A 16,579-nucleotide genomic window follows, 5' to 3' on the forward strand; every position below is an offset into this window, starting at 1 on the left:
TTGAGACTTCGAACACCTCCCTCAACGGCGCGGGGGTCTCGTGCGTTGCGACCTCGACGCCGTCACCCCATCAGTGGCCACTCTGAAACAGCTCAGTGTTCAGGTGAGGCTTCACCGCATCCGCAGGGGGCGTCATGGCCATCTCCGACGAACAGCTCGCGCAGGCCAAGCACATCAGGATCGAACAGGTGCCGCTGCTACGCAGGAGCCGTGGCGCGACGAACGAGACTCTCCACGGCCTGTCCGACGCGGCGATACGGCGGGCACTGCGCCGCCTGAACTAGGTTGCGTCCAGGGAAGTGGTGTACGGCTTTGACCTGATCCGGGGGTTTGCTCCGGCGTCGGGATGAGGCCCGCATAGATGAACGGCCACCGGCTGATCTTCGAGGTGTCGAAGCCCGAAGGAGATCAGCACGATGACCGCACCCGACAGTCTGCCCCTGCACGCCCTCGCTGAGGACAACCTCGCCGCGGCGAGTCCCGATCTGCTGCGCGCGATGGTCAAGACGTTCGCCGACGCGCTCATGTCCGCCGAGGCGGACGCCCTCTGCAACGCCGAATACGGCCAGGTCAGTGACGAGAGAGTCAACCACCGCAACGGATATCGCCCGCGCGAGTGGGACACGAGGGCGGGCACCGTCGAACTCGCCATTCCCAAGCTCAGGTCCGGGAGTTACTTCCCGCACTGGCTGCTGGAACGCCGTCGGCGGGCCGAGCAGGCCCTCATCTCGGTGGTCGCCACCGCCTACCTGCTCGGGGTCTCCACCCGTCGAGTCGAGAAGCTCGCCGAGTCCCTGGGCGTCACCCAGCTGTCGAAGTCCCAGGTCAGCGCGATGGCCAAGCACCTCGACGAGCAGGTCGCCGCGCTGGAGTCGTGTCGGGGTCACCGGGGCGAGCCCGCTGAGGCCGCGGCGCTACCTCACCTGCATCACCATCGACCCTGCGGACCCGGACACCGTCTACGTCGCCTTCGGCGGGTTCGAACCGGACAACCTCTGGGTGACCCACGACGGGGGCGGGCGGTGGACTCAGCTCGCCGAGACGCTGCCGGACGTTCCGATCCGGGCCGTCGCCGTACACCCGCGCCGTACCGAATTGCTCTACTGCGGCACGGAGGTTGGGCTCTTCGCAAGCGAGGACGGCGGTGCGAACTGGTCGGCCACCAACGAAGGGCCCACCAACTGCTCGGTGGACCAGCTGTTCTGGATGGACGAGACGCTGGTCAGCGCCACGCACGGCCGCGGCATGTTCCGCATAGACCTGTCGGCGGTCTGACCAGTCCTCGACGTGGCACCCATCGAAGACTTGGCACCCATCGAAGGTGAAAGACGATGACACGAAATGTGCGTTTGCGGGGCCGGATCGAGGCAGCGGCCGCCGGCCTGTGCGGTCTGCTCTTCCTGGTGACGCTCATCTGGCCCGACTGGATCGAGGCGGTCTTCGGAGTGGACCCGGACCAGCACAGCGGCGCACTCGAGTGGATAATCGTCGCCCTGGCGCTGTGCGCCACGTCGACGTTCTCCCTGCTCGCGCGCAGTGAATATCGCAGGGCCCGGGCGCTGTCGACCAGGTGAACCGATACCGCGCAACTCTCGGCGGACGGACCGCACTCAGTGATGGTTGGCTCAGTGATGGTTGGCGACGAGGGTGGTGATGACGCGCCGGGTCTTGGTCTCGGGGTTCTCGGAGATGACCAACCCGTGGTCCCGCACTGCGGATTCGAGTTTCCTCTGCTTGCGCTTGGCCCGCGCTTCGAACTCGTCCGCCTTCTCTTCGTCTTTGGGTTTGACGCGGAGCGAAAGCTCCAGGAAGTCCAGGTCTGCAACCGACCATCGCTCGAGGTCGACTTCCAGATCGTCCAGCGGCACGTCGCTGAACTTCGTTGAGGAGATCGGACCCAATGCGACAAGTCCTGTGACGGGCACTGCGGGCGCACATTCTCGCAGGAACTGCAGTTGCCGAGCGGTGAGGGGCGCGGCGGCGTCGGTCCCGGGTGCCACCGCGTCCAGGAGCGCCCCCTGCGGGTGGCTGCTCGTCGCTGACGCGGCGAGCACCTGACGGTTCCCCGACCAGTCCTGCTCGATCTTGTACTCGAACGACTCCTCGTCGAACGGGCTGGAAAATCGACCGACCAACTGTCCCTCGTCGCACGGACGCAACTTGACGGTCAACTCGTCCGGGGTGTCACCGCTTCTGAATCTCACCATCACATGGCTGTCCAGCAGCAGGTTGCCGTCAGCGATGCCCGAGCGCGATTCAGCGAACCAGATAAGGCGCTTCCGGACTGGTCCCTGCGGTTCGCCCAATACCGACAGAGTCTCGCCGACATTGCCGTCGATGTTCACCTTGATCTCGACCGGAAGGCTCATTATCCCGCTCCCTGCATGTTGAAGGTACTGTTCCTCGAAACTGTTGAACGTTGTCCGCTGATTCGGCTACTCATCGAATTCCGGATCTACACCGTCTTGACCCTCCGCGAAGACGAAGTCACCGAAGTCGCCCGGACAATTTCACCCCATCTCAGGATATCCGGGTCGCGCTGTACCGCAGTTCGGAGGACGACACAGTCCACCCAGGGCCCGCATATCCGGGATTCGACTCCGGGGTGCGCGCAGCGGGAATTGACCAGTTGTTGCCGCGGCGGAAGCGAACGCCTGTTGACTCCCTGTGCGCTGATGGCACAAGGCCGGGCTCGGGCAGGTCTGGGCCCGTCACCGGATGGGTTTCGTCTGCTCATGATGCGGGAGTGCGCGGCGACATGGCTGAAGCCTGGATGTCACCCGTCTGGCCGCATCCCTCGCCCGGCCTGGTGGAACCTGCGTTCCACCCCCTGGGCCAAGAGCGGCACCGCGCTCGTCCGCCGCCACACCCTCGCAAGCCGGTCCCGCCTGCCGCTGTTCGAATTGACACCGGGTCACGGGGGCCTCGTACTGATCAAGGGGAATTCCTGGCCAGAAGTTCCCTGGGGGATTCCATCATCCGCTCTCTCCCTCTCAGCGAGGCTCCATGACGGTGCAACAGCAAGCTGCGATCCCCACGGTCCTGGTCTACGAGGACGACCCCGGATTTCCTCCCCGGGTGAACATGCCCGTACCGCACCCCGTTCCGCAGCTCGACACACAGCCCTTCCCCACGGCCATCGCGGACACCGCGCCGCAGCCGAACGGTGCCGGGCCGGGTACCGAAGCGTTCCGCTACTGGGTGGCGGCCGATGCCCTCAGCAGGGCCAGTCAGACCTGGGGTCCGCTGGTTCCCACCGGAACGCAGTGGCACTCGACGGTCGGCCGCGCCCTCACCGCGCACCTCAACGCCGGAAGAGACCTCAACGCGTTCTACGACCGCAGGGGCCTGTGGTTCTTCCGCAGCACGGTGGCCGGCGTCAATGTCGCCGCGTGCGAGAGCCCCGAGGTCGTCGCACACGAGACGGGTCACGCGATCCTCGACGCCCTGCGCCCCCAGCTGTTCGACACCGCGAGCGCAGAGGCAGCTGCCCTGCACGAAGCCTTCGGCGACATCAGTGCGCTGCTGAGCTCACTCCAGCTGGAACCGCTGCGGATCGCGGTTCTGGCCGAGACGCAGAGCGACCTCGAACTCTCCTCGCGGGTGTCGAGGATGGCCGAGCAACTGGGCGCTGCGATCCGTCAGGGCCACCCGAACGCGGTCGACCCGGACTGTCTGCGCAACATGTCGAACAGCTTCTTCTACCGCGACCCGGTGCATCTGCCGCCCAGCGGACCCGCGAACACGCTCTCCAGCGAGCCGCACTCGTTCTCCCGGGTGTTCAGCGGCGCGTTCCTGAAGGTCGTCGCGGGAATCTTCCGGCAACAGGACCTGCAGGACCAGGCCGGTCTGGCCAGGGCGGCCGAGATCGCGGGACAGCTGATGGTGGATGCCGTCGTGGCCGCGCCCGTGGTGTCCGCCTACTACGCCCAGGTCGCGGGTCACATGATCGCCGCGGACCAGCGCCGCAACGGCGGCATGTACGGTCAGTCCCTGCGCTCGGCGTTCATCCGTCACGGCATCCTCTCCCTGGAGGCCGCCGCGACCATCACCGAACCGGAGGTGGCACGCCGAGGCGCCGGAATGGCCGAGGCGACACCCGGCGGCGGTGAGCACGAGGGCCTCACAGCCGTCACGATCCAGGGCTCGACGTACGGCGTCACCCAGCCCCTGACCCTCTCCGCCCCCGCGGAGGAACGACGGTTCGGCATCGCCGGCTCCGACCCCGCCGGCGGCTCGGTGCGGCCCACCGACCCGGAACAGGTCGCCACCTCGTACCTCGAGGACCTCTTCCGCCGCGGCCGCGTCCACGTGGCCGAGGAGCACCGCTCCGCCACGGCGTTCGTCGACGACAGCCCCTCCCGCCTCAAGACGCACGAGATCAAGAGAAGCGCGACGGGCGAGGGCCTCGCCCTGGTCCGGCGGTGCTTCGACTGAGAGGCAGTGCACTCAGCGGGAAAAGCGCAGACGACGGACGGTGAGCCGTCCGTCGTCTGCGCGCTTGATGACGTGTGTCGTACGCGGCGTCGGCTCCTCGCCCTCGTAGACCGCCTCACCGCGCGCCAGCAGGTCGCTGATGAACTTCTCGGTCACTCGTCGCTCGGCGTCATCGCTCTGTCCGCCGGCACCTGCGCTGCTCAGGTTTTCATCACTGTTTGCACCCATATAGTGCACTTTATGCCGTTGGCATCCCGGCGCCTGTCGGGAGGCCGACCACCCGGGACACTCGAATAGTCGGCTGCCGCGACGGCCCGGCCGCCCACCGGCGTTCGTGAGAGTCGCCGGCGGATCATTCGTCTTTCACGACGGCCTGGCCGTCCCGTGCCGGAAAGGTCTGCGTGTCATCCACCGGTCCCCGCAGGTCCACCGTGAAACCGGTGCGCTCGAGCGCGTCGGCGCCCTGCGTGGTCGCCATGGCGAGCGCGAGCCCTTCGGACACGATCTGCACGACAACGGCCTCAGTCTCATCGACGGCAGCGGTCAGCTCGGGCAGGCCTCGGTCGCCCGACAGTTCGACCCGTGCCCGCAGCACGGGACGGCTCTCCATCGCGGCGAGAGCGAATACAGGGTGGGCTGCCGTACCCATCCCCGCCTCCCGTGCGAACGCGCGCTCCTGGGCGTCCTCGCCCACGAAGACACAGTCGTCGGCCGCCGTTCCTCCCGTGCTCGCGACCGCTCGGTCGAAGATCCCTCGACTGTCCTTCGCACCCCAGTGCACCAGCGCCTCGTCGGTGAATCGGCCGGGGAACGCCTCATCCAGCGCGGCCGCCACCCGTGATGCGGCACCGTCGCCCGGCCCGGGGTTTGAGATGATGCCCATGCGCACCGCGCGGAGGGCGTCGAGCACGGCCATGACACGCGGTCGCGGCTGAAGCCTCAAAGGGCCGCCGAGTTCCCCCTGAGCGTCCGCCAGAGTCGCCCCGATATCGAAAAAGATCACAGGCATGAGAAGTGTCTCCCCACGGTGAACGCTTTCGAGTCGGGACCGCGCGGGTGAAGGTCAGCCACGACGGGAACTGCCGGCGCGTGCAGTTCGGTAGCGGCGTCCAAGCGGGCCTTCCATGTGACCACGGACGAGACGGGCCGTGGGTCGTCGTGGGGCTCCTTGGTTTGCCTTCCCCCGACGATGCGCATCCCAGCTGAGAGGGCAGCGCATTCGCCGGCGCTCAGGTGAGGATCGCCGCGTCCACGGCCTGCTGGTCTGCCTGCTCGATGACGGCGCGGTGACGCGTTCCGCGCAGTGGGCTGTAAGGGCGAAGAGCCTTGCCCTCGCGCCGTGCCCCATGCGCAAGATCCGGTCAACGGAGTCGGCAGCGCGTACGGACCGTCGAACCTTCATGCCTGACCTCGCGCGGATGTGCGGCTGCCTGGTGTCCGGCCTCTGGCAGGTACCTCCGTTGCCTGTGCGGCGGCGCTCCGGCGAATGCCGAAGGTCCACTCCACCCCTCCCTGCGTTGGCTGCTTCTTGCCCCTCGGACGACCTGGTTCCGAATTCAACGGCATCATGAAGATTCTGTGGGGAGAATCTGTCCAACGTCTGGAGCCTGTACGTCGAGGGAGCGTGCGTGCGTGAATCGGCAGGTCCCCGCTGTCCGGAGTGCGACAAACCGCGAGCAGCGGACGGCACTCCGACCTGTTCCTGCGCTCGCCGCGCGTCTGAGGCCCACCGTGAGACACGGACGGCGGAAGCGGCGGCCGCGGAGGACTTCGACCCGGTGCGCATACGGTCGTTCGTCGACATCGACGTCGAATCCGGTCCGCTGGACGCTGCTGCGGCCCGGGCCGAGGACGTGGAGGCACACGCTGACGAGCCGGTCGGCGCTTCGACCGATGCCGAGAAGCCAGAGCGGCCGGACAGTTCAGGAAGGCCGGGCGAGGACGCACCTGGGCTCCCGGCCGACAACGCACCAATCCCCGTGTCACCCGGGCAGTCGCCCCTGCAGTCGTTGCCCGGCGGTGCCCCGGACCGTCGCCGACGGCCTCGAGCGCTCCTGGTCACCGGCGCGGGTGCCGCTGTGGCCGTCCTGGTGACGGGCGGCATCATCGGGGGTCCGTTCTGGTATGACGGCCCTTCCCGGGAGGACTCGGTGTCCGGCGGTGTCCGGGCGGGTCTGCCTGAGGGGCGGAACTCGGGGAGCGCCCCGTCCTCGCAAAACCCATCCCGTACGGCGTCACCGGCGCAGTCGTCCGCAACGTCGACGTCCTTACCGAGCTCGAGCGCCACCGGCAGCCAGGCCACCCCCACGGGCGCCAACGGCCCGCGCGGAGGCGCGCCCAGTGCCACCGCCACTGGCCCGGGTGCCCCCGGGCCGAGCGAGTCGGGCGGCCAGGCCCCCGTCCTCCGCCTCGGCGACAAGGGACCCGAAGTCGTCGAACTGCAGTTGCGGCTACGGCAGATCGGCTTCTACGACGGCGACGCTGACGGCGAATACGACCGCGAGGTCGAGAACGCGGTCCGCGGCTACCAGCTCACCCGCGTGATCCTCCAGGACGAGTCGGGTGTCTACGGCGTGGCGACCAGAGCGTCGCTCGAATCCGAGACCAAGGAACCGTGAATCACGGCAGCGTAGGGGGTTCGGGCGCCGGGGACCGGTGTCCGATTGCGGTGGCACGGATTTTTCCGAGATGCCGAGGAGCGGCGTTACGACCGGCAACGGCCTTCCGCCCATCACCGGGCCGACGAGTCATGGCGCCTGGCGGCCACGGCTCTTTGTCATGCGGCTCGCTCCTCCGCCCACTCGCCCGGCGTCGGCACCTTCCTATTGCGGCCGCGCACGGGCCGATGTGATGCGGCGACGGGCCGTGCGTGCGTAGGTGATTGCGACAGCGAGGGCCATGACGATGATGGCGGCCGGGGCGGCGGCCAGCGCCCAGCTTCGGCTGCCTTCGGACTCGGCGGTTACTGCGACGGCCGCGGTGACCACGGCGGTGACCAGGCCGCAGGCGAGAAGGCCCGCGACGGCGCGCTGGGAGAACTCGTGGCTCCGGTCGTGCTGGTTCAGCGCTGCCCAGTGACGGACGGTCTCCCGAACCTCGTGGCGGCGCTGTGCGGCGGAACGGATCCGCAGGGCGGCGGTGACGGTCGTACCGGCCACCGCCATGACGCACGCCGTCTGCCATCCCACGCCGACGAAGAGCAGTACGGCGATGCCCGCGAGCGTCGTCCAGCCGGCCAGGCAGGCCGCCGCCGCGGTGCGGCGGGAGTCCGGCCGGTCGGCTCCCGCGCGCAGGTCGGCGAGGGCGGGGACGTACCAGACACAGCCGGCGGCGGTCAGCAGCGCGGCGCCCAGCGCCAGGACGGCCCGTGCCACGGCTCAGCTCACCTCCTCGAGTGCGGCGATCTCGGGGTGGTGGAGGTCGAAGGCCGGGGATTCGGAGCGGATACGGGGCAGGGAGGCGAAGTTGTGGCGCGGCGGCGGGCAGGAGGTGGCCCACTCCAGGGAGCGGCCGTAGCCCCACGGGTCGTCGACCTCGACTCTCTTGCCGTACTTGGCGGTCTTCCAGACGTTGTAGAAGAACGGCAGGATCGACAGCCCCAGCAGGAACGAGCCGATGGTGGACAGGGTGTTGAGAGCGGTGAAGCCGTCGGCGGCCAGGTAGTCGGCGTAGCGGCGGGGCATGCCGGCGACGCCGAGCCAGTGCTGGACCAGGAAGGTCAGATGGAAGCCGGCCGTCAGAGTCCAGAAGGTGACCTTGCCGAGGCGTTCGTCGAGCATCCTGCCGGTCATCTTCGGCCACCAGAAGTGGAATCCGGCGAACATGGCGTACACGACCGTGCCGAAGACCGTGTAGTGGAAGTGGGCGACGACGAAGTACGAGTCGGACAGGTGGAAGTCCATCGGGGGCGAGGCGAGGATCACGCCGGTCAGGCCGCCGAAGACGAAGGTGATGAGGAAGCCGGTGGCCCACAGCATCGGCGTCTCGAAGGACAGCGAGCCCTTCCACATGGTGCCGATCCAGTTGAAGAACTTCACCCCTGTCGGCACGGCGATCAGGAACGTCATGAAGGAGAAGAAGGGGAGCAGGACGCCGCCGGTGACGTACATGTGGTGCGCCCACACCGTCACCGACAGTCCGGCGATGGCGATGGTCGCGCCGATCAGGCCCATGTAGCCGAACATCGGCTTGCGGGAGAAGACCGGGATCACCTCGGAGACGATGCCGAAGAACGGCAGGGCGAGGACGTACACCTCCGGGTGTCCGAAGAACCAGAACAGGTGCTGCCACAGCAGCGCCCCGCCGCTGGCGGCGTCGAAGACATGGCTGCCGAACTTGCGGTCGCACTCCAGCGCGAACAGCGCGGCCGCCAGCACCGGGAAGATGATCAGGATCAGTACGCCGGTCAGCAGCACGTTCCAGGTGAAGATCGGCATCCGGAACATGGTCATGCCCGGTGCACGCATGCAGATGATCGTGGTGATGAAGTTGACCGCGCCGAGGATCGAGCCGAAGCCGGACAGCGCCACGCCCATGATCCACAGGTCGGCGCCGAGACCCGGTGAGTGGACGGCGTCGGACAGTGGGGCGTACAGGAACCAGCCGAAGTCGGCGGCGCCGCCCGGGGTGAGGAAGCCGAACGCGGCGATCGAGGAGCCGAACAGGAAGAGCCAGTAGGCCAGCATGTTCAGCCGGGGGAAGGCGACGTCCGGGGCGCCGATCTGCAGCGGCATGATCCAGTTGGCGAAACCGGTGAACAGCGGCATGGCGAACATCAGCAGCATGATCGAGCCGTGCATGGTGAACGCCTGGTTGAACTGCTCGGTCGACATGATCTGCAGGCCCGGGCGGGCGAGTTCGGCCCGCATCAGCAGCGCCAGCACGCCGCCGACGACGAAGAACGCGAACGCCGTGACGAGGTACATCGTCCCGATCTTCTTGTGGTCGGTGGTCGTCAGCCACTCCGTCCACGACGGCCGCTCCATCGGCCGTACCGCAGGTCGGGATGCCTCGTCCGCCACGGCGACAACGGCACGCGGCCGCGCGGTCCCCACCTGCTGTATCTCGTCCACCGGACTGCGTCCTCCTCATCAGCTGATGTCGTTGACGAGCCGGGAAGGACCAGAAGTGCGGGAATGGACCTGGCCCTTCCCGGCCGCCGACACATGATCGGCCGTGAGGCACCCGGTCCGGGTAGGGCCCAACAGCCCCTGCGTGGCCTGTCGATGGGGCCCAACGGCCCCAACTTCGCGCCGCCGTGCAGAGGGGCCCACCTCAGCTCGCACCGCGGCCGTACGCTGCTGAGCGCCGACCGGTCCAGGAGCGCCGGGAAATGCCCGCATCACCACGTCCGACCTCAGCGCACCCTCGGGCAGGCGGGTGACCACCGCGGTCAGTGCGAGCGTGGCCGGAGTGCCGAACGCCGATCGACTTTACGAACCCATTGCGAGCCCAAGAGGTTCTTCGGGACTCCGCATCCGTACTCCTGCACGTGCGGGCCGAACCGGACAGGAGAAACGGTGCTCGTTTCACGTAAAGCGGCGGGAACTCTCTTCGTGGGTGGCGCGCTCGCCACCACACTCGGGTCCCTCCTCTACCCCGCCATGCTCGGAGTCCAGAAGGTCAACAGCGCGCCCGAGCGGCTCATCGCCACCCCGGCGACCGGACCGCTGACGGAGGCCGACCGGGATTTCGTGGTCAAGGTGCGCTCGGCCGGACTATGGGAGTACGCCGTCGGCCACATGGCGTTGCGGAAGGGCACGACGAAGGCGGTCAAGATCGCTGGAGAGCACCTGATCGACGGGGATGCCTCGTTGGACGCCGCCTGTCGCAAAGCCGCCGCGCAGTTGGGCATCACGCTGCCCAACCAGTCGTCGCCACAACAGCAAAGCTTCGTGTCCCAGTTGAACGCGGAGAACGGCAAGCAGTTCGACACCGACATGGCCACCATCGAGCGCGCGGCCAACGGCCAGATCCTCGCCACGATCGCGAGCGTTCGCACCACCACGAAGAACTCGCTGGTCCGCGCCCTGGCCAACCAGGCCAACAACACAGTCCTTGACCACATCACGGTCATGGAGAAAACCGGCCTCGTCGACTTCGACCAGGTCCTCGCCCAGGAGACCACTCCGCCCAAGCTCCCGGCCCAGGACCTGACCCCGCCGCCCCCGGTCCCGGGCCAGCCGCAGGTCGTCCTTACCCCGTCGGCGAACAGCACGGTCTCACCGAGTCCGTCGGTGGGCTGAGGACGCGGGCCGCGTCGCCTACACTGGCCTGGCCGGCGTAGGCGACCCCTGCCTCCCGCCGTCCTCCAGCGGCGCGCAGCACTTCTCCGGGCGGCAACCGCACCGCCGTACCGGAGAGGTCGGCCACGCACGGCCGGCCATCCGACGGGCTGGAGCTCAGCACGCCGACCGCTGGGTCCTTAGCCCGCGGAAGCTCCGCCGTCTCCAGTGGCTTGCGGCGCAGGCGCAGGGCCTTGCGGTGGGCTCCACCGGTGCGGGCGCCGTCGTCATGAGATGGAAGCCCTCGTGGATGTCCGTGATCGCGGGCGCTCGGTCGATCACCGGGCCGACCCCAGCGGCCTCCAACAAGCCGACCAGCGTGGTCAGTTCGGCGCGGGCGCACCCCGTGGAGCCGAGGACGGCCTGCTGGAGGCAGAGGATCCGGCCGGACCGGCTCACGGGTTCGTGCCGTTCGCCGCACCGGCGACGACGGCCGTGTCAGGGGGTGCGGCGACTTCAGCGAGGACGGCCAAGTCGCCGCGCCGACCGTCTCGATGACGACCCCGACGGGCTCGGGTCGTCGGTCACGGCAACGTGCTGATGTTCTTGGCTTGCAGGACGTTCCGGTCGAGCAGGATCATGCGGCCGGGGACCAGCGGATAGCCGTCCTCGCGACGGCGCAGGACGTCCGTGCCGTCACCGGCGTACAGGACGGCCTCACGTTCCAGACGGCTGCGGTTGCCGGATCACGCCCGGGGCGGGGTGTACGGACGTTGCCGCCCCATCGTCGCTACCGGCACGGGTGGAGAGCGGGTGGCGCGCCTCCACGATGAGTGTGTGAACGTCCCGCGCCCGCTTGCCCGTTGAGCAGGGCCGACCGCGGCACGGCGACGCTCACAGCAACCTCTGCCAGTAGTCCCACCAGCGCGTGGCGATCAGCATCACGATGCTCAGACACCAGGTGACCGGCACCGCCCAGTGGAACTCCAAAACGCCCGCGACCACTCCTCGGGGCGCGCGGATGATCCCGTGCCGGAGATTGTGCGCAGTGCTGTACCAGAACATGGCGATCGTGGCCGCCCAGGCCAGACAGCACCACAGGCACAACGCGCCGATCGCGTACAGGGCTTGGGTCATCAGCCACATGCAGAAGATCGCGCCGAACAGCGTGCCGATGTTCAGCCCGAACCAGAACCACCGGCGGAAGCGGGCCCCAGCCAGCAGCGCGCCGCCAACGGCGACGACCACAGGGTAGGTGAGCAGGCCCAACAGCGGGTTGGGGAAACCGAACACTGAGGCCTGATGGCTCTTCATCGGGATTCCTCCGTGGATACCCCCGCGTTCAGGCGGGGGAGGAAACGGACTCCTGCGGAGCAGGGCAGGGAAAGCCGATTCGCCGCCAGGGCGGATCGGCGTTCATGGCCAACCACCCGCAGGTAAGTGGTAGTTTGTGTGCCGTCTGGCCGGCGATAACCAAGCTGGCCGGGCCTACCGCCGGGCTGGCGGGATGTCAGGTCTGTGGAGCTGGCGTAAGACTGCTGGGCGTACCCACGTCCCTTGCCGTTAGTTCGGGGCAGCTGCTGTCTGAGAAGCAGAAAGCTCAACCCGCGAGGGAAGAATCTCCCTGCTTCAGCTGGGGGGAGAAGTCAACACGGTGGTGCAGGACAGGATCGGGCTGAGGTTGCACAAGGGGGAGAAGCGCGGGTTCTGCAGCAGCTGGAACTTGTCGATGGTGATCACGAAGGAGGCGAGGATCCCGAGCGCGCCGGACACGATCAGCAGCCAGGCGAAGGCGCGGGAGGCGCCAATGGTGCCCGGCGACGGGGTCTCGCGTTTTCGTCCGTCGCCACCGCTTCCGCTGGCGAGGTGGTGCACGGTCGTGGGCGTGCTGGTCATCGGGGTGTTCCCGCCTTGCTGGGGTCCGGGGTGGGCCACGGGCCCACGGTGATCGACGAGTCGCTGCCGCCTGCCGGGATGCGCTCGCAGTCCGGCTCCGGCGCGATGCGGAGGCCCTCGCGCACTGCGCACCGCGGCCAGACGACCTCGACGGGAAGTCCGCGCGCACGGGCGTAGGCCACCAGGTGTGCGGTGGCGTCCCGACCGCTGGAGGGCGATCCGTCCCACACGGCCAGCAACTGCCGACACCCCGCGATCATCTGTTCGTCCGCGCCGACGCATGCGTCGCGGTCGGCCGGGTCGTAGGGCAGCAGGCGCACCTGCTGGGCCAGGACCAGCAGTTCACCGGTCGCCCTCCGGTCACGCGTCGGCAGCAACGCCGGCACCATCCCCTGGGTGGGCAGCACCACGGCCAGCTCTCGCCGCGCCGCCCGTGCCGCCCGCCCGAACGCCAGTGACACACCGGCACTCGCGCGCACCAGTGTCGACGTTCCTACGAACTGCTGCTCCAGCCGTGCCCGCAACTCGGCCTCGACCAGCTTCAGCGTGTCCGGAGTCAGGTCGGCGTGCCCGACCGCCATGATCATCGTCCCGCTCACCTTTCGCCCTACGGTGCTCTGGCTCGTCCGTCCCGTGCCGCGCAGCCCCGCCCATGGAGGGGATGGCCAAGCCGGGCCCAGGGCGGGATCCAAGCCCCACGGCACGAGCGGGAGCAGGGGATCAGTGAAGTCAGTGCGCCTGACCGGCAACAAGGGCCGAACGGCCCTGGCACAGGGAGCTCGACGGGCATTCCACGGAAGCGGTCGGGCCTGGCTCTGGCCCCGGTGCTCTCGCGAGATGGCGGCGAGCTGCCCGGGTAGGGGTGTGCCGACAGCGCTCAGCGAGAAGACGTGGTTCAGGACCGGCAGAGGCCGGAAGCGCGGGCGGCGATTGTCTGGCGAGCACCCGATGGACTTCCTTGCCGAGATCTGCGAGCGGCCCGCCGGCGAGCGGCCCTGCATCCTCTTCCATGTCGGCTACGCCGCGGCCGACTGCGAAGTCCCGGACCTGACGCGAAGGTCGCCGGCGGAGTCTCCTGTCGAGCGCCCGGGCTTGCGACGACCTGTGTGATCGCGCAGCCGTGCGTCGACGTGCATGACAAAGCGCGCATCGAATAGTGCGGTCGACTGCATCTGCGAGGGCAAACGCATGTTCCACATCCGACCCGCAGAATGTGTGGACTGCGGGGTTTGTGAGCCAGTCTGCCCGGTGGGGGAGACTCCGCGCCCTCGCGGGCGCGCTTACCTGTTGGCCGCGGCGGCTACAGGAGCTGCGACAGAAGGCAGCCGTGTGCGGCGCGGACCTCTGTGACGTCGACGGCCAGCCCCACTCCTGGTACTACGTGATGGCCGGTTCGCGTGCGTGCGTGCGTCCCGTGCGTGGCTGACATATCGCGCCGAGTCTGCCGAATTCTCAGGCGGGCATGGTCATTTCCAGCCGATGTCTTGGCATTGGCATGACAAACCTGTGTGCACGCTGTCACGCTGCTGCACGAGTTCACCATTCCTTCACGTCTCCTCTACGGGGCGCATACTCGCGCGCCCCTGGCTCCTTCCACCCGCCTGTCGTGCAACGTCCCGGACCGGGCGCACCACGCCCGTCCACCCCCCACCTTCGGCCCCCAACACGGGCCGGCCGTCGCACAGAAGGAGAACCCGTTGCCCCGGCGACACCGCCCCACTCCTCGGCCCAGACGCGCCACAGTCCTCGCCCTCACCGCCGCCGGCTCCCTGCTGGCCCTTGGCGCCCTCCCGGGAACCGCCACCGCGGCACCCGCTGATCCCGGCCCCTCCAAGATCCTCGCCACGCTCCGCGCCGGCGCTGCCCCGACACCCCTGTCGGCGTCCCGCCGCGCCGCGCTGATCAAGAGCGCGCAGTCCGCCGCCGGCACCACGGCCCGGCAACTCGGCCTCGGCGCGCGGGAGAAGCTCGTCGCCAAGGACGTCATCCAGGACGCCGACGGCACGAGGCACACCCGCTACGAGCGCACCTACGCCGGCCTGCCCGTCCTCGGCGGCGACCTCGTCGTCCACGTGAAGAAGAACGGCCGTACGACGACGTCGAAGGCGAGCCGGGCCACCCTCGAAGTGCCCTCCCTCACCCCGAAGTTCACGGCGTCGAAGGCAACCGCGAAGGCCCTCGCCGCCTCCAAGAAGGACAAGGTCAAGGGCTCCGCGGCCGAGGGCGCACCCCGTCTCGTGGTCTGGGCCGGGGCCGGCAAACCCGTCCTGGCCTGGGAGACGGTTGTCGAAGGCGTCCAGCAGGACCGCACGCCCAGTGAACTCCAGGTCGTCACGGACGCGACCACGGGCAAGCAACTCCTTGCCGCCGAACAGGTGGAGACCGGCACGGGAACCGGGCAGTACAGCGGAACGGTCCCGCTCGGCACGACCTTGTCGGGATCGACGTACCAACTCGTCGACGGCGACCGCGCCGGGCACAAGACGTACGACCTGAACCAGGGCACCTCCGGCACCGGCACGCTCTTCACCGACGACAACGATGTCTGGGGCGACGGCACCACGGCCGACCGCCAGACCGCCGGTGTCGACGTGGCCTTCGGCGCCGCGGCCACCTGGGACTACTACAAGGACGTCTTCGGCCGCAACGGCATCCGCAACGACGGTGTCGCCGCCTACAGCCGAGCCCACTACGGCAACAGCTACGTCAACGCCTTCTGGTCCGACAGCTGCTTCTGCATGACGTACGGCGACGGTTCGGGCAACACGCACCCGCTGACCGCCCTGGACGTGGCCGCCCACGAGATGAGCCACGGCGTCACGAGCGCCACCGCCGGCCTGAACTACTCGGGCGAGTCCGGCGGCCTGAACGAGGCGACCTCCGACATCTTCGCGGCCGCCGTCGAGTTCCACTCGCACCTCGCCGCAGACCCCGGCGACTACCTCGTGGGCGAGAAGATCGACATCCGCGGCAACGGCACACCGCTGCGTTACATGGACAAGCCATCCAAGGACGGCGCCTCGGCCGACTACTGGTCCTCCAGTCTCGGCGGCCTGGACGTCCACTACTCCTCGGGCCCCGCGAACCACTTCTTCTACCTGCTCTCCGAGGGCAGCGGCACCAAAACGGTCAACGGAGTCGCGTACGACAGCCTCACCTACGACGGTCAGCCCGTCACCGGCATAGGCATCGAGAACGCCGCCGCCATCTGGTACCGGGCACTGACGACGTACATGACCTCGTCGACGAACTACGCCGGGGCCCGGACCGCCACCCTCCAGGCGGCGACCGACCTCTTCGGTGCCTACAGCCCCACGTACCTCGCCGTCGCCGACGCCTGGGCCGCCATCAACGTCGGCAACCGCATCGCCCTCGGGGTCAACATCGCCCCGATCGCCGACCAGGTCAGCGGCATCGGACAGGCGGTCGGCATTCAGGTGGACGCCTACACCACCAACTCCGGCGCCGGCCTTACCTACGAGGCCACCGGACTGCCCGACGGCCTGAGCATCAGCCCGAGCGGTCTGATCTCCGGCACCCCGACCACCGTCGGTACCAGCGACGTCACCGTCAAGGTCACCGACAGCACCGGCGTGTCCGCCTCGGACACGTTCAGCTGGCGCACCGGCAACATCTACGCCAACACCAACCGCGTCGACATCCCGGACAACGGTGCCGCCGTGGAGTCGCCCATCGACATCACCGGCAGGGACGGCAACGCCTCCGCCACCACCTCGGTCTACGTCAACATCATCCACACCTACCGCGGTGACCTGAGCGTCGACCTCGTCGGCCCGGACGGCACGGTCTACCCGCTGCGCACCGTCAGCGGAGACTCCACCGACAACATCGACGAAACGTACACCGTCAACGCCTCGACCCAGCCGGTCAACGGAACCTGGAAGCTCCGAGTCCAGGACCACTATTCGATCGACGTGGGCTACATCAAGAGCTGGCAGCTGACCCCCTGACACACCTCTGCCCCGGCCCCCGCCGCCCGTGCCCCCCAGAGGCCGGGCGGC

At 68.5% G+C, this 16,579-nt stretch carries 13 protein-coding genes and 4 pseudogenes; 9 read left to right on the forward strand and 8 right to left on the reverse strand.

From position 1 onward, the window contains the following. The first annotated feature begins 134 nt into the window (after positions 1-134). The 4 genes and pseudogenes from ABZ880_RS25990 (at position 135) to ABZ880_RS26005 (ending at position 1,574) form a co-directional block, all read left to right on the forward strand. Complete coding sequence (locus ABZ880_RS25990; RefSeq protein ID WP_361267140.1) at positions 135-284, forward strand: hypothetical protein; 150 nt, start codon at positions 135-137, stop codon at positions 282-284. 132 nt (positions 285-416) lie between these two features. After that, a pseudogene (locus tag ABZ880_RS25995) lies at positions 417-860 on the forward strand (transposase); the annotation flags it as partial. Positions 861-999: 139 nt separating this feature from the next. Continuing rightward, on the forward strand, positions 1,000-1,275 hold the full coding sequence (locus tag ABZ880_RS26000) for a hypothetical protein (protein WP_361267496.1): 276 nt from the start codon (positions 1,000-1,002) through the stop codon (positions 1,273-1,275). 56 nt (positions 1,276-1,331) lie between these two features. Next, positions 1,332-1,574 (forward strand): ABC transporter permease, encoded by a 243-nt coding sequence (locus ABZ880_RS26005; RefSeq protein ID WP_361267142.1) that lies wholly within the window; start codon positions 1,332-1,334, stop codon positions 1,572-1,574. Between the two features lie 51 nt (positions 1,575-1,625). Here the strand turns inward: ABZ880_RS26005 and ABZ880_RS26010 are convergent, their stop codons facing one another. Then, positions 1,626-2,369, reverse strand: coding sequence for a hypothetical protein (locus ABZ880_RS26010; RefSeq protein ID WP_361267144.1), 744 nt, complete (start codon positions 2,367-2,369; stop codon positions 1,626-1,628). Positions 2,370-3,006: 637 nt separating this feature from the next. Between ABZ880_RS26010 and ABZ880_RS26015 the strand changes: the two genes are divergently transcribed. Then, complete coding sequence (locus ABZ880_RS26015) at positions 3,007-4,437, forward strand: hypothetical protein (RefSeq protein WP_361267146.1); 1,431 nt, start codon at positions 3,007-3,009, stop codon at positions 4,435-4,437. A 12-nt stretch (positions 4,438-4,449) separates the two neighbouring features. On the opposite strand, the gene ABZ880_RS26020 is transcribed toward ABZ880_RS26015, so the two are convergent. Further along, positions 4,450-4,593, reverse strand: a complete 144-nt coding sequence (locus ABZ880_RS26020) for a hypothetical protein (RefSeq protein ID WP_361267148.1) — start codon at positions 4,591-4,593, stop codon at positions 4,450-4,452. Between the two features lie 196 nt (positions 4,594-4,789). Next, entirely contained in the window at positions 4,790-5,446 is a 657-nt protein-coding gene (locus ABZ880_RS26025) for an HAD family hydrolase (protein ID WP_361267150.1), read from the reverse strand. A gap of 1,069 nt (positions 5,447-6,515) precedes the next feature. On the opposite strand from ABZ880_RS26025, the gene ABZ880_RS26030 reads away from it, so the two are divergent. Then, positions 6,516-7,055: a peptidoglycan-binding domain-containing protein gene (locus ABZ880_RS26030; RefSeq protein WP_361267152.1), complete on the forward strand. Its 540-nt coding sequence runs from the start codon at positions 6,516-6,518 to the stop codon at positions 7,053-7,055. A gap of 204 nt (positions 7,056-7,259) precedes the next feature. Here ABZ880_RS26030 and ABZ880_RS26035 read toward each other — a convergent pair whose 3' ends face one another. Both ABZ880_RS26035 and ctaD read right to left on the reverse strand, forming a co-directional pair. Next, positions 7,260-7,811: a hypothetical protein gene (locus ABZ880_RS26035; RefSeq protein ID WP_361267153.1), complete on the reverse strand. Its 552-nt coding sequence runs from the start codon at positions 7,809-7,811 to the stop codon at positions 7,260-7,262. A gap of 3 nt (positions 7,812-7,814) precedes the next feature. After that, the gene (gene ctaD, locus ABZ880_RS26040; RefSeq protein ID WP_361267155.1) at positions 7,815-9,509 is read right to left on the reverse strand and encodes a cytochrome c oxidase subunit I; all 1,695 of its coding nucleotides are present in this window, start codon (positions 9,507-9,509) and stop codon (positions 7,815-7,817) included. Positions 9,510-9,992: 483 nt separating this feature from the next. Between ctaD and ABZ880_RS26045 the strand changes: the two genes are divergently transcribed. Then, positions 9,993-10,682, forward strand: a complete 690-nt coding sequence (locus tag ABZ880_RS26045; protein ID WP_361267481.1) for a DUF4142 domain-containing protein — start codon at positions 9,993-9,995, stop codon at positions 10,680-10,682. 873 nt (positions 10,683-11,555) lie between these two features. On the opposite strand, the pseudogene ABZ880_RS26050 reads toward ABZ880_RS26045, so the two are convergent. From ABZ880_RS26050 to ABZ880_RS26060, 3 genes and pseudogenes are all read right to left on the reverse strand, one after another. After that, a pseudogene (locus tag ABZ880_RS26050) lies at positions 11,556-11,975 on the reverse strand (vitamin K epoxide reductase family protein); the annotation flags it as partial. A 315-nt stretch (positions 11,976-12,290) separates the two neighbouring features. Then, entirely contained in the window at positions 12,291-12,557 is a 267-nt protein-coding gene (locus ABZ880_RS26055) for a vitamin K epoxide reductase family protein (RefSeq protein ID WP_361267157.1), read from the reverse strand. A gap of 134 nt (positions 12,558-12,691) precedes the next feature. Then, a pseudogene (locus ABZ880_RS26060) lies at positions 12,692-13,144 on the reverse strand (hypothetical protein); the annotation flags it as partial. A gap of 519 nt (positions 13,145-13,663) precedes the next feature. Here ABZ880_RS26060 and ABZ880_RS26065 point away from each other — a divergent pair. Further along, positions 13,664-13,808: pseudogene (locus ABZ880_RS26065) on the forward strand (4Fe-4S binding protein); the annotation flags it as partial. Positions 13,809-14,254: 446 nt separating this feature from the next. After that, positions 14,255-16,528: a M4 family metallopeptidase gene (locus ABZ880_RS26070; protein ID WP_361267159.1), complete on the forward strand. Its 2,274-nt coding sequence runs from the start codon at positions 14,255-14,257 to the stop codon at positions 16,526-16,528. Positions 16,529-16,579: the final 51 nt, after the last annotated feature.

Origin of the sequence: Streptomyces sp. NPDC047043, assembly GCF_040644055.1 — a bacterium.
In the GTDB taxonomy this organism is placed as follows: Bacteria; Actinomycetota; Actinomycetes; order Streptomycetales; family Streptomycetaceae; genus Streptomyces.